Here is a 13,240-nt window from a genome sequence, read left to right as displayed (position 1 = left end):
CGACTGGACCGGGGGTCGATGCACATTGCGCGGCTTCTGGACGGATCGCGCGACTATGTGATCCAGGTCTCCGGAGTGGTTAATCTCGAAAGCGTGAGTGTGCCCGAGATCGAGGATTGGGACGAGGCTTCCCGTGCGGTGGCGGACGTCTACTTCCCGCACCGGCTCACGGACCTGGGGAAAACGGATCGACCCGAGCTCGAACTCGTGTCGGCCGATCTCGGTGGTGTGACCATCGGCCGGATGAGCTGGGGAGCGGATGTCGCGATCGAATGCGACTATCCCGGCGCCTACGAGGTGAACATCCCGCTCGGTGGACGGCTGGAATCGCGGGGCCGCTCGGGAGTCGTCGTCTCCGAGCCGGGCTCCGCGACGGTCTTCCGCGCCGACACTCCGTCGCTCATCACACTCTGGGATGCGGAATGTTCGGTCCTGGGAATCAAATTCGACCGCAATCACCTCGAACGCGAAGCGGACCGGATCCTCGGCGGCCAGATACGGTCGCGACTCGAGCTGCCCGATCGGATCGATCTGAAGGGTTCCGCGCAGGAATGGCACGGGCTGGTGGCATCACTGAGCGACCAGCTCACCGGCGCCACGCACGTGCTGACGAACCCTCTGGTGTCGGCTCAGCTCGCCGGAGCGGTCACCACCGCCTTCGTCCTGGCGGTCGCGCCGGTCGACGGACTGTCACCGGCACCGCGGCCGGGGATGGTGCGCCGGGTGTTGAACGCTCTGCGGGAGGATCCGGGCCGTGCCTGGACGGCAGCCGACATGGCGGAGATCGCCGGAACGAGTGTGCGGCGGCTACAGGAGGCGTTCTCCGAGTACGTGGGAAGCAGCCCGTCCGCATGCCTGCTCGACATCAGACTGGATCGTGCGCACGCAGACCTCGCGGCAGGGGGGATCACGGTGGCGGACGTAGCGTTCCGATGGGGCTTCGGTCACCCGGGACGCTTCGCTGCGGCCTTCCGGAAGCGGTACGGAGTCACTCCCACCGAAGTCCTGCGTGGTTGAGAGCCCCTGGGTGCGACAAGCTCGACCAAGAGCAAAACCGGAAACCGGCCCCGGGACACCGACGGACCGGACGCGCCGAGTACGTCACGATGGCGGTCGACGAGACGATCCCGGCGTGTGCCCCGCACACGAAATGGATCGACGTGTTCTGTGAGCGCGGCGCGTTCACGCTCCCATGCTGGGTTCACCGGTGACGGTGGCGTGAACCAAAGGCCGGCGTCGGCGCCGCGCCCCTATCGGCGGGCGTAGGAGGGTCGCTCCTGAGCGGTGGCCGCTTCGACGAAGCGGCGCACGAGGCCACCCGCCGGGCGCGGGATCCACACGAGATACAGGGGCACCGGAGGCGCGCCGGACAGAGAGATGAAGACGACCCCCGCGTGGGCATGCGTAGAACTCGCCGACAAAGGTGTCGCACCCACACCTCGATCCGCAGCGATGAGGGTGATCCACTCGTCGTAGGTGTCGCACTCGACGATCCGGCCGGGGCGGTGCTCGGGAGGCCACAGGTTCGGCCGGGTGTTTCCGCTGGTGGTGTTGATGACGACAGGGTGTCGACCGAGCTCGTTCCAGGCGATCTGCTCCCGGGCGGCGAGCGGCGACCGGTTGCTCACGGCCGCGACGCGGGGCTCCTCGAACAACGTCACAGATGTCGTGCTCGTGCCCGCAACAGGATGCCGGGCGAACGCGACATCGACCTCGTGACGATCGAGAGCCCCGGCCAGGTCGTCGCGGCGCATGAGACGCGTGGTGGCACCGGTGGCCTGCTCGAACGCGGTGAGGACTTCGCCTGCCCACGGATCCGGCAAGGCCCACGAGAACCCGATCCGGAGGTCGCGTTCCCCCCGGGTCTCGGCGATCGCCAGGTCCAAGTCGCGCAGGAGCACCTGGGCACGGGCCTGGAAGGTACGCCCCACCTCGGTCAGGTCGACCGAACGGGAAGTGCGCTCGAGGAGCTTGACGTCCAGGATTCGTTCGAGTTGCTGGATGGTGCGTGTGAGAGCGGGCTGGGTGATGAGCAGTCGCCGGCTCGCAACGGTGAAGGACCTGCTCTCCGCTACGGCGGTGAAGGCACGCAGGTGCCTCAACTCCACATCCATAACCGTCGAGTATAGATCGTGCACAATCGGCATTTCCCTGCCGACTACCCCGTGGATAACTTCGCCCTGGAAGCAAGCACGGCGTCCATGCCGAACGGCGGACAGGAGTCGGGAAGTGACGAGCACGACGACCACGGAACGGCAGGTTGCACTGAGGGCAGCCGCCACTCTCGCTGCCGCAGTCGGTGTCGGCCGGTTCGTGTTCACGCCCATCCTGCCGCTGATGCAGACGCAAGCAGGAGTAACCCCGCAACTGGGAGCGACGATGGCCACCGCCAACTACCTCGGCTACCTCGTCGGCGCCGTCGCGGTGATACTCGTGCCTGCACTGGGACGGAACGCGTCGGCACTGCGGCTCAGCACAGTCTCGGTGCTCACGTCATTGGGAGCGATGCCGCTGATCACTGCTCCGGAAGCATGGATCGCACTGCGTGCCATCGCCGGGGCCGGCGGCGCGATCATGTTCGTCGCGGCCGCCGGCACCGTGCTGAACGAGGTCTCCACCCGCTCCCGCCACCTGGCCGGGTGGGCATACGGTGGCGTGGGGGCGGGTATCGCACTTTCCGGCGCGGCCGTGCTGCTGGTCGCCCCGATCGGTGACTGGCGGATGGCATGGTGGACGGCCACGGCACTCGCCGCCGCCCTGACGACGCTCGGCCGGAATCTCGTCAGCTCACAACCAGCGCGGGTAAACGTCCCCGCGCAGAAGAAGATTCACCGGCCACACCGCTGGTTCGTGCCGCTCGCCATCGCATACTTCCTCGAGGGTGTCGGCTACATCGTCGCAGGCACGTTCCTTGTCGCCGCCGTCACCGCCGCGGCCCCGGGCCCCCTGGGAAAGGCGACGTGGATCGTCGTCGGGCTGACAGCGATCCCGTCCTGCGTCCTGTGGGCCCGCCTGAGCGCACGAATGAGCCATCCGACCCTCCTGACAACCGCGCTCGGCCTGCAAGCGACCGGCATCGTGATCGCCGGTCTCGACCTGGGGGCCGTCGGCGCGATCGCGGCCGCACTGCTGTTCGGCGGCACCTTCATGGGAGTGACCGCCCTCGCCCTGGACGCCGGCCGTCACCTACAGATCTCCGCCGCGGTCGCGATCCTCTCGGCGATGTATGCGATCGGCCAGACGATCGGCCCCGTCGCCGTCACCCCACTGCTCGCAGACGGCTTCCACACCGCCCTGTTCGCCGCCGGTGGTGTCGTTGCGCTCTCTTCCGCCACGACGATCCTGCTGCGCATCCATTACCCACATCCGCGTGCCTCCCTGCCCTCCGCGGCGGCACCGAAAGCCGAACCGGCTCCGCAGCGTTGAAAGGACTCTCAGTGACCTCTCCGCTTCCGAATTCCCGATTGCCGATCGTCGCCGCGCCCATGGCCGGAGGGTCCTCGACGGTCGCCCTGGCGCACGCCGTCGCCGCCGCCGGTGGCTTCCCGTTCCTCGCCGGCGGTTACAAGACCCCGGAACTCCTGGCCGCAGAAATCGACGAGGTCCGCACGCTCACAGCGGAGTTCGGGGTGAACCTGTTCGTCCCGTCGAAGGATCCCGTGGACGAGGCCGCGTTCGCCGCCTATGCGAAGGAACTGAGGGCGGAGGCCGGGCAGTACGGGCTGGAACTCGACCCCTCCCCGGTCACCGACAACGACAGCTGGGACGAGAAACTCGCGCTGCTCACCGAGAACCCGGTCCCCGTGGTGTCGCTGACCTTCGGGCTGCCCCACCCGGCCGACATCGCCGCGCTGCAGAAGACAGGAACCCGGGTGCTCGCCACCGTCACCACCACCGACGAAGCACGCCTCGCCCGAGAAGCCGGAGTGAACGGGCTCGTCGTGCAGGGCGCCTCCGCGGGTGGACACAGCGCCACCTTCGACCCCGCCCGCACCCCCGTCGCCGTCGAGACAGACACTCTCGTCCGGCAGGTGCTCGAGACGGTGCATCTGCCGGTGATCGCCGCCGGTGGGATCGATGGGCCCGATGCGGTGCGGCGGATGCTCGACGCGGGCGCGCAGGCGGTCGCGGTCGGAACACTGCTGCTGCGCACCGACGAGGCCGGCACCTCACCCACTCACAAGCAGGCGTTGGCCGACCCGGCGTTCACCGAGACCGTCCTGACCCGCGTGTTCACCGGGCGCCCGGCGCGGGCGTTGCGCAACGGGTTCATCGCCCGCCACCACCGGTCCGACCTGAACGCCTACCCGGCCGTGCACCACCTCACCCGGGCGCTGCGGCAAGCCGCAGGCAGAGCCGGCGACAGCGACCGCCTGCACCTGTGGGCCGGAACGGGGTGGCGTAACGCCACCACCGGCTCCGCCGCCGATGTCGTCCTCCATCTCGCCAAAGGAGTCTGACCGACCTTGCACCACACCGCTGTCGACGTGATCCGAGGACGCGACCGGATCCACCTCACCGCGCTTCTTCACGCAGAGTTCGGATCGGGACCCAGTGCCTTCGGCCGCGCCGGAACTTTCGAGAATTCGTTTGCCACCCACCGTATTCTCGGGGTCGAACGGACGCCCCGTCCCCGGCGTCGAGCCCGAGTTTCCCGCAGGAGAAGTGCATGCGTATCACCCCACGTCCGGACGTCGAGTTGCGTACCGGCGCAGGCGAACCGGAGTTCGCCAGGCTCGTCGCGGTGTGGCGGAGCGCGGTGCTGGCCACCCATCACTTTCTGAGCCCGGAGGACATCGCGTACTACGAGGATCGGATGGCACGGGAGTATCTGAGAGCGGTCGACGTGACGGTCGCCGTCCTCGAGGGGCACATCGTCGGGTTCTCCGGACTGACCGAGGGGCGACTGGAGATGCTCTTCGTCGACGACGAGCACCGGGGCACCGGCATCGGGTCGCTTCTGCTGGACGACGCGCTGCGCCGGTATCCGGCACTCACGCTGGACGTCAACGAACAGAATCCCTCGGCGCTGGTGTTCTACCAGCGGAACGGCTTCGTCGTCACGGGACGATCCGATCTCGACGGTGAGGGTCGTCCCTTCCCGCTTCTGCACCTGTCCGCCGCAGCGCCGTTCACCACCGACGCCGCGGCAGCGCACGAACCGGTTTAGCGTTCTGCCGTTCTACCGCTCCACCCGGCCCCGCGACCAGGCGGTCCACAGCGTGGCGTAGCGACCGCCGCTGCGGAGAAGCTCGTCGTGCGAACCCTCCTCGACGATGCTGCCGCGGTCCATCAGCACGATCCGGTCGGCGGTGGCGGCCTGGCTGAGCCGGTGCGCGACGATCAGTGCCGACCGCCCCTCCAGCGCAGCCTCGGCGGATGCCTCGAGCATCGCCGCGCCGGCACTGCCGGCGTCGGCGGTGGCCTCGTCGAGGATCACCAGCGCCGGATCGAGCAGTACCAGCCTGGCCAGGGCGACCTGCTGCACCTGCATCGGCGACAGGTCGTGTCCACCGTCGCCGACGATCGTCTCGATTCCGTCGGGCAGCAGTTCCACCCATTCCCATGCGTGGACGCGGCGCAGAGCGTCGCGGACCTGCTCGCCGGTGGCGTCGGGCGCGGCCATCCGCAGGTCGTCGGCGAGGGTACCCGCGAAGACGTGCACTTCCTGCGTGACGAGTGCGACGCGGTGTGCGCGTTCGGATTCGTCGAGTGCGGTGAAATCGGCGCCGCCGAATCGGACGGTGCCGCCCGCAGGGGGGTGAATGCCGGCCAGGACCGCGGCCAGGGTGGTCTTGCCCGCACCGGACGCGCCGACGAGCGCGACGTGCTCACCGTCGCCGATGGTCAGGGACACGCCGTCGAGGACCGGTGGCTTGCCCGGGTAGGAGAATGTGATGTCGCGTGCGTCGAGTTCCCGTCCCTGCGGCGTCGCCGTGGCCGCGTCCGTTCCGTGCTCACCGGTCGCGAATCGCTCTCCCTCCACGGTCACGCCGACGATGCGCACCAGGGAGGCCGCCGCGGACTGCAGGTCGTCGGTCACCATCAGCAGCTCACCGATCGGACCGAACAGCCGCAGGAAGAACAGCATTGCGGCGGTCGCAGCGCCGACCGTGAGCGCATCGTTCCCCACGAGCAGGTAGCCGACGCCGAGAATCGTTGCCATTCCGACGAACTCGGCGGTATTGATGCCGGCGAAGAACCGGTTCTGCACCCGGCGTGCCCGCAGCGTCCATCGGACGACATCCCACGAGTACCGTTCGATCCCGGCGAGCAGCCGTCCGGTCAGCCCGAACGCACGCGCAGAGTCCTGGCCGCGGATCGCGCCCAGCACCTCGTGGGCACGCTTCGCCATCGCGGCACGTTCTCCCGTGTAGACCGGCGGCGCCTCGCGGATGTACCGCCGCACCGTCAGCACGTGCACGGGCAGCACCACCACGACGACAGCGAGGAAGCGCCAGTCCAACGCGGCCAGGCCGACGACGGTCGCGGCGATCGTGAACACCGACGTCGAGATCGCCGGAACACCCTGGGAGATGGCGGTACTCACGACCTCGACGTCGTCGGTCGCCCGTGAGACCAGATCGCCGCTGCCGGCGGACTCGACCCGCGACAGCGGCAGCCGCAGAGCCGATGCCAGCATGCGTTCGCGCAGCCGGGCGAGAACGGTTTCGAACAACTGGGCCGATGCGGCCACTCCCGCGCCGGTGAGCCCGGCCGCGGCCACGGTCGCGACGACCATCATCACGGCGAGACGCCACACGTCCGCGGCGTCGCCGCCGTCGATGGCGATGTCGACGATCCGGCCGAGTGCCCACGGCATGACCAGCCCGAGCGCGGCGGCCGCGACCAGCAGCGCGACCACACCGATCAACCGCGCACGGCTGTCCGAGAGTGCGGCGAAGAAGTGCGCCGTCGTGGTGCGGGCGTCCGCGATCGGGAGCGGGCCGGCCGGTGCGGGGACGTGGGTCGCGGTGCTGGTCATCGGTGGGCCTCCACGGGCGTGCCGGCCGGAGCGGCCGAGGACAGTGCGGGCGCATCGTCGGCGGCTCCGCGATGGACCAGACGCCCCTCGGCGAGGACGATCACCTCGTCCGCCGCATCGAGATGTGCCGGCGCGTCGGTGAACACGAGGGTGAGGTTTCCGGCGCGGGCCTGGGCCAGCCGTCCGGCCACATTCGCCTCGGTGACGGAATCCACCGCCGTGGTCGGATCGACCAGGACCAGCACCGACGACTCCGCCGCGAGCGCACGTGCCAGCGCGACGCGCTGGCGTTGCCCGCCGGACAGCAACCGGCCCGCTTCCCCCACCGGGGTGTCGAGGCCTTCCGGGAGCACCTCGACGACGTCGTCGCAGGCCGCGGCGAACACTGCACGGGTGACGCGCGTGTCGCGGTCCGCCGCATCCGGTTCCACGGCGGCGGCGATGTTGTCGAGCACGGACCCTTCGAACAGCACCGCATGGTGCGGGGCGACCCGCACGGCTGCGATCGCGGTGTTCTCGTCGAGACCGAACAGGTCGGTCTCGCCGATACGGACGGCACCGGCTTCGGGGGTGGCGGATCGGGACAGGACGTCGACCAGCGCGGCGGTCGTCGGCGCATCGGCGACCACCGCGACGAGACCGGTTGCGGGGAGCTCGAGATCGAGGTCCCGGATCGGACCGTGGGCGAGCGCGTCGAAGCGGAGCGGGCCGGCGACCTCGCCGACCGTGCCGATCGCGGTCGCGGGGGGCGCCTGCAGCACGGTGAGGACGCGGCGCGCGGACGCGAGCGCTCCCGCCCACACCGCTCCGGCGTTGGTGCCGAGCGCGCTGAGCGGACCCATCACGAACTGGGTCAGCCCGACGACGGTGATCAGCTGGCCCACGGTCAGGTTGCCGCCGACCGCCATCAGGCCTGCGGCGACGCCGATCGCGACGACGAAGAGACCCGACACCGCCTCCATCACACCGAGGTAGGCACCCTCGGAGCGGGAGGCGGCGAGCACACCGCGCAGAGCCCGCCTGCTCGCGGTGACGTAACGGCGGGCCGCGACCTCCTCGGCGCCGATACCCTTGACGACCCGGAAACCGGTGACGAGATCGGTCGCGGTGCCGGCCGCTTCACCGGCCATCTCCTGCTGGTGTTCGCTGCGCGCTCGCAGCGGACCACCGGCCTTGTCGAGAATCCACAGGATGGTCGGGGCACCGACCAGGACCGCGACCCCCAACGGCCACGAGATCGTCAGCAGCACGACGCCGGTGAACACCACGGCGGCGAGCTGCCCGACCGGATAGACCCCGATCGCGCAGGCCATCGCCAGCCGCTGCACATCCGAGGTCGCGATCGACAGGGACACGCCGGGCAGGCGGGCGGGACCGGCCATCCCGCGCGGATCCAGGATCCGGTCGGTGACCCGTGCCCGCAGCTGGTGCTGCACCGCCTGCATACCGAGCAGCCCGATCCGGGAACCGAAGCGGAACGAGAACGAGAGCATCGCGAAGACCGCGCCCAGCGCGAGCAGCCACAGAAGCAACTGCGTGCCGTCGTGGGTTGCGATGGCCCGGTCGATCGCCAGGCCCATGACGATCGGGACGAGAGCCTCGCCGACCTGGTGACCGATCATCAGCACCGCGGCCGGCATGGTCATCCGTCGTGCCGCGAAGATCGTGCGGACCGTCAGTTGGCGGGCGGTGGTTTCGTCGTCGACACGGATCGGCGGGGTCGCCACCGGTTCGTCGGGAATGAACGTCAGCGGGCGCAGCTTCATGGCTCCTCGGGGGGTCGTGGCACCTGGCGGGACTCGGTCAGGCGTCGTCGCCCTCGTCGTCGTGATGGTCGAGGTTGACCACTCCCCGTTTCCAGTAGCCGTCGATGTCGACACGGTCCTTCGGCAGGCCGAGTTCCCGGCGGAAATACCGGCGGATCGGCTTGAGCGTGATGGCTTCGCCGGCTGCCCACACGTAGTAGGGGTCGGTGGGATGCTCGGCCGCCCGGATCGCTTCGATCAGCAGATCGCTGGTGCCGGGTGCGGCGCTGCCGCGGTGCAGGTAGGTCAGTTGCGCTGCGCCGGACCGCTCGAGGTCGAGTTCGTCGCTCGCATCGTGGACCTCGACGAACGCCTGGATCCGCGCGGTCGCCGGCAGCTCGACGAGCCATCGGGCCAGCGCCGGCAGCGCGGTCTCGTCCGCGGCGAGGATGTAGGCGGGGTACCCGGTGGGTACCAGGACCGATCCGCGCGGACCGAGCACACCCAGGGGTGCACCGGCTTCGGCTGTTGCGGCCCAGCGGCCCCCGGTGCCGTGATCGTGCAGGACGAAGTCGAGGGTGAGTTCACCGGTGCCGGGATCGAACGCGCGCACCGTGTAGTCGCGGAATTCGAGCCGCCGTCCGTCGGGCTCGATCCACTTGCCGCCGTCCTCGATCGCGGGCATGGCGATGTCGCCGGTGTCGTCGGGAAAGAACAGCTTCACGTGGTCCGTGGGCCGGCCCGTACCGTGCGGGAATCCTTCGATCTCCGGTCCGCCGACGACGATGCGCCGCATGCGCGGGGTCAGGTCGATCGTGCGCAGAACCGTCAGGCGACGGGGCACGAGATCGTGCATCACGATCTTCTCGGTCAGGTCGTCGAGGCTGTCCGCGGCGGTCATCCGGAGGCTCCGTTCTTCGGGGGTGGGGTGGGCTTGACGCCGATGAATACGGTCCGTGCCGTCGCCCCTGCGACGGGGCGACGGCACGGAACTACCTCACGGCGTCGCGTCGGCGCCCTTGTCGACGGCGGCCGAGAACTGCGGGCCGTACTCCTCGATGACCCACTTCAGGCTGATCGGGGACGGGAACGCCGCGGCGCGCGGGGTGCCGTCCTCGCTCGGGGTGACCACGACGGAGCCGCGCTGGATGACCGGCAGTGCGGTCCACACCGGGTTGGTGTCGAACACGGAGGTGTCGGCGGTGTTCGGCACGACCCACAGCATGTCGGCGTCGAGCTTGGACGCCTCCTCCCAGCTGATCTGGCCCTTACCCCAGTTGCAGTCGACGGTCTGCGCGTAGTCGCTCAGCTTCATGCCGAGCGAGGTGAGCACGCGAGCCATGTTGTCGTCGTTGGAGCACAGGACCCACAGACCCTCCGCGGACGGCGACACGATCGCGTTGAAGGTCTTGCCCTCGAGCTGCGGGAACTGCGACTTGACCTGAGCGACGGCGGCTTCGGTCTCGGCGATGGCCTCGTCCGCCTCGGCGGTGCGGCCGACGGCCTCACCGATGCGACGGGTGCTGTCCTGCCACGAATCCGAGTTCGCTTCCTCGGTGTAGTGAACGACCGGCGCGATGGCGCTGAGCTTGGCGTAGACGTCCTCGTCGAGACCGTAGAACGTGGTCGCGACCAGCAGGTCCGGATCCAGCGCGGCGATCGCCTCGAAGTTGACCTCGTCGTTGTCGTTGGTCACTCCGACGGCCTCGATGTCGGCCGGGAAGTGGCCCTGCTCCCACGGATAGGCAGCCGGCACGTCGAGACCCGGATCCGGGTACGCGATGGTGTTCACACCGATCGAGGCCAGGATGTCGGCGTCGGTCTCGGAGAGCGCCAGCACTCGCTCGGGCTGCGTTTCGATGACCGCGTCGCCGAAGGCGCCGTCGATCGTCACCGTGGTCCAGTCCGAATCGCCGCTGCCGGAGGCCGTGTCGTCGGAGTTGCTCGAACACGCCACGGGCAGCGTCACCACTGCGGCGAGAGCCATCAGGCGCGCGGCCATGCCTCGGGAAGCACTGATCTTCATTCGTCACTCTCAGGGTCAGGTTAGGTTAGGTTCAGTTAAGGAACGCCTCACCCTAGCAGCACTGGGTGATCCGTCTCAATCGGTTCATTTGCCGGGTTGCGTCACATCGCACCGGCCCTACGGTCACTCGAGATAGCCTGCGCGCCCGGCGAAGAACTCCTTGGCGTCGATCTCGGTTCCGTCGTCCAGACGCAGTCGCTCGAGCACCAGCGCGGGGTTTCCGCCGTTCCACGCGTCCGCACCACAGACCACCGCGATTCCGTCGCCCTCCGGGACGGTGACCCGGCCCGGGGTTCCGCCGAATCGCCGCGGTGTGACCGACGCCTTCAGGATGCGTAGTCGCTCGCCGTTGTAGTACGTGAACGCGTTCGGGTACGGATCCGCCTGGGCACGCACGAGCCGTTCGATGGCGTCGGCCGGCCACCGGAAATCGATGTGACTGTCGCGCTCGGACCGCTTGTGGAAGTAGGTCGCCTGAGTGGGGTCCTGCGCGGTGAACTCGGTGCGGCCCGATTCGAGCAGGTCCAGCGCGTGCAGCAGCACCGGTTCGATGAGGTCGACGGTCGCGTGGAACAGGTCCGTGGTGGTGTCGCGGGGACCGACCGCGACAGCCTGCTGCGCGACGATCGGACCGCCGTCGAGCGAGTCGTCCATCAGGTGCGCGGTGACGCCGACGTGGGATTCCCCGTTGATGAGTGCCCAGATGAGCGGAGAGAAGCCCGCGTACTTGGGCAGCAGCGAATCGTGCACGTTGAGCGTGCCGAAACGCGGCGCCCGGTAGATCTCCTGCGGAAGCCACGTCCGCCAGTTGTTGGCGATGATCAGATCGGCGTCCGCATCGCGCACCGCCTGGATCAGCGCCTCGTCGGGCCGCTTTCCGACGAACACCGGGATGCCGTTCTCCCGCGCCAGATCCTCGACCGAATCCGACCACATCTGCTCATACGGGTGGTCGCTCGGCGGATGCGTCACCGACAACACCACCTCGTGCTTGGAGCCGAGCAGCGCCGACAGCGTCCGGTGACCCCACGTCTGATAGCCGAAGGTGATCACTCGCATGGTTCTTCGTTTCTCCTCTGGTTGCGGCCGACACGCGTCGGCACGATTCGTACGGCCCGGGTGACCGGGCCGGTTCCGTCAGGCGTCGGTGAGCGGCAGTCCGGTGTGGTCCGCCCACCAGCGCTGCCAGCGGTCCAGGGCCGGACCGGTGTTCAGGTGTTCGTGGTCGATGTCGACGTCGAGCATCTCGACCGGGCCGGCGAAGTACTCCGACCACCGCTCGCACCCGCCGCCGCCCTCCGCGGCGTGCTCGGCACCGACGACGACGTGCCCGCGGGCCCGCACCTTCCCGTGGGTGTGCTCGGTCCCCATCAAGCGCAGGCATCGGTCGAACGAGTCCATGAGCGCCGCCGCGTCCCGGTCGCCGAGCACCGACAACGGACCCGTTCCCGCGCGATTGCGGGCCTGAACCGACACGCGGGTCTCCCCCGCGATCTCCTCGAGTCCCGCGAACTCCGCGAAGGCGCGGACCACGTCGGCCTCGCGTTCCTCGTCGGAGCGCACCCGCACGCTTCCTTCCGCGACGGGTGGCGAGTCGAGGATCGTCACATCGGCGACCTCGAGTCCGCGAGACTCGAGTTCCCGGGCGATCGCGAACGCGATGTGCCCGCCGTACGACCAGCCCATCAGGTGGTAGGGGCCGTCCGGCTGCGACTGTACGACCACATCCGCATATGCGACGGCCAGTTCGGTCGCGGTCTCGAAGTCGCGTCCGTCGCGGGCGTGCGCGGGGTCCTGCAGGCCGATCACCCGGACACCGTCTCCCATCCGCGCCGCGAACTCCGCGTACACGGTCGAGTAGCCGGATGCCGCGTGCACGGCGAACACGGTGTGCCCGCCGCCACCCGGGGCAAGGACGACCGGGATGCCGTCGCCCCCGCGCACACCGATCGAGGCGCGCCCGGCGATCTCGTCGACGAGCCCGGCGATCGTCGGGTTCTCGAACACCGAGCGCAGTGCCAGCGCGATGCCGAAATCGTCGTCGATCGCCGCGACCAGTCTCGCCGCGGCGAGGGAATGCCCACCGAGTTCGAAGAAGTTGTCGTCCACGGAGATTCGCGTGTCCTCGGGCAGTGCGAGGATCCGCACGACGTGCCAGGCCAGCACCTGCTCCTGGTAGGTCTGCGGCAGCCGGCCCGAACCTGCCGCGAGCGGGGCGATCTCGGGCAGCGCGGCGACGTCCGCCTTGCCGTTGACCGTGGTCGGGATCGCATCGACGACACCGATCGCCGCGGGCACCATGTACTCCGGCAGCCGCGCCGAGAGGAACGAACGTACCTCGTCGACGAGTGTGTCCGCGGCGTCGGCCTCGACGGCGGTGACGTAGGCGGCGAGCGCGTTCTGCCCGTCCGGGCGACGGCGGGCGACGACAACGGCGGTGCGGACACCGGGACAGTCGGTGATCGCGGCGCGGATCTCGTCCAG

Annotated in this window: 11 protein-coding genes; 4 read left to right on the top strand and 7 right to left on the bottom strand. The window is 69.3% G+C overall.

The window, feature by feature from the left end; all coding sequences use genetic code 11:
• The first annotated feature begins 93 nt into the window (after nt 1-93).
• Nucleotides 94-1,017 (top strand): AraC family transcriptional regulator, encoded by a 924-nt coding sequence (locus A8G15_RS18995; protein ID WP_068163179.1) that lies wholly within the window; start codon nt 94-96, stop codon nt 1,015-1,017.
• A 233-nt stretch (nt 1,018-1,250) separates the two neighbouring features.
• Here the strand turns inward: A8G15_RS18995 and A8G15_RS18990 are convergent, their stop codons facing one another.
• Entirely contained in the window at nt 1,251-2,114 is an 864-nt protein-coding gene (locus A8G15_RS18990; RefSeq protein WP_068163049.1) for a LysR family transcriptional regulator, read from the bottom strand.
• A gap of 115 nt (nt 2,115-2,229) precedes the next feature.
• On the opposite strand from A8G15_RS18990, the gene A8G15_RS18985 reads away from it, so the two are divergent.
• The 3 genes from A8G15_RS18985 to A8G15_RS18975 all read left to right on the top strand — a co-directional run bounded on the left by A8G15_RS18985 (nt 2,230) and on the right by A8G15_RS18975 (nt 5,170).
• Nucleotides 2,230-3,426, top strand: coding sequence for a YbfB/YjiJ family MFS transporter (locus A8G15_RS18985; RefSeq protein WP_068163045.1), 1,197 nt, complete (start codon nt 2,230-2,232; stop codon nt 3,424-3,426).
• 11 nt (nt 3,427-3,437) lie between these two features.
• Nucleotides 3,438-4,460 (top strand): nitronate monooxygenase, encoded by a 1,023-nt coding sequence (locus A8G15_RS18980; RefSeq protein WP_082900003.1) that lies wholly within the window; start codon nt 3,438-3,440, stop codon nt 4,458-4,460.
• Nucleotides 4,461-4,669: 209 nt separating this feature from the next.
• Nucleotides 4,670-5,170, top strand: a complete 501-nt coding sequence (locus tag A8G15_RS18975; protein ID WP_068163039.1) for an acetyltransferase — start codon at nt 4,670-4,672, stop codon at nt 5,168-5,170.
• A gap of 12 nt (nt 5,171-5,182) precedes the next feature.
• On the opposite strand, the gene A8G15_RS18970 is transcribed toward A8G15_RS18975, so the two are convergent.
• The 6 genes from A8G15_RS18970 to A8G15_RS18945 form a co-directional block, all read right to left on the bottom strand.
• Nucleotides 5,183-6,985 (bottom strand): ABC transporter ATP-binding protein, encoded by a 1,803-nt coding sequence (locus A8G15_RS18970; protein WP_068163036.1) that lies wholly within the window; start codon nt 6,983-6,985, stop codon nt 5,183-5,185.
• Complete coding sequence (locus A8G15_RS18965) at nt 6,982-8,751, bottom strand: ABC transporter transmembrane domain-containing protein (RefSeq protein ID WP_082900002.1); 1,770 nt, start codon at nt 8,749-8,751, stop codon at nt 6,982-6,984. The genes A8G15_RS18970 and A8G15_RS18965 overlap by 4 nt, the downstream gene beginning before the upstream one ends.
• 37 nt (nt 8,752-8,788) lie before the next feature.
• Complete coding sequence (locus A8G15_RS18960; protein ID WP_068163033.1) at nt 8,789-9,631, bottom strand: siderophore-interacting protein; 843 nt, start codon at nt 9,629-9,631, stop codon at nt 8,789-8,791.
• A 96-nt stretch (nt 9,632-9,727) separates the two neighbouring features.
• Complete coding sequence (locus tag A8G15_RS18955) at nt 9,728-10,756, bottom strand: iron-siderophore ABC transporter substrate-binding protein (RefSeq protein WP_068163031.1); 1,029 nt, start codon at nt 10,754-10,756, stop codon at nt 9,728-9,730.
• A gap of 123 nt (nt 10,757-10,879) precedes the next feature.
• On the bottom strand, nt 10,880-11,815 hold the full coding sequence (locus A8G15_RS18950; protein ID WP_068163027.1) for a methionyl-tRNA formyltransferase: 936 nt from the start codon (nt 11,813-11,815) through the stop codon (nt 10,880-10,882).
• Nucleotides 11,816-11,893: 78 nt separating this feature from the next.
• Nucleotides 11,894-13,240: alpha/beta fold hydrolase (locus tag A8G15_RS18945; protein WP_156665466.1), on the bottom strand; the 1,347-nt coding region annotated here is incomplete at its 5' end.

Origin of the sequence: Rhodococcus phenolicus, assembly GCF_001646785.1 — a bacterium.
GTDB lineage: Bacteria > Actinomycetota > Actinomycetes > Mycobacteriales > Mycobacteriaceae > Rhodococcus > Rhodococcus phenolicus.
This window is presented reverse-complemented; position numbering and strand designations above follow the sequence as displayed.

Coding starts and splice junctions, on each gene's coding strand:
- A8G15_RS18965 (WP_082900002.1), bottom strand. CDS start 8,751: ATGAAGCTGCGCCCGCTGACGTTCATTCCCGACGAACCGGTGGCGACC.
- A8G15_RS18970 (WP_068163036.1), bottom strand. CDS start 6,985: ATGACCAGCACCGCGACCCACGTCCCCGCACCGGCCGGCCCGCTCCCG.
- A8G15_RS18990 (WP_068163049.1), bottom strand. CDS start 2,114: ATGGATGTGGAGTTGAGGCACCTGCGTGCCTTCACCGCCGTAGCGGAG.
- A8G15_RS18975 (WP_068163039.1), top strand. CDS start 4,670: ATGCGTATCACCCCACGTCCGGACGTCGAGTTGCGTACCGGCGCAGGC.
- A8G15_RS18960 (WP_068163033.1), bottom strand. CDS start 9,631: ATGACCGCCGCGGACAGCCTCGACGACCTGACCGAGAAGATCGTGATG.
- A8G15_RS18955 (WP_068163031.1), bottom strand. CDS start 10,756: ATGAAGATCAGTGCTTCCCGAGGCATGGCCGCGCGCCTGATGGCTCTC.
- A8G15_RS18950 (WP_068163027.1), bottom strand. CDS start 11,815: ATGCGAGTGATCACCTTCGGCTATCAGACGTGGGGTCACCGGACGCTG.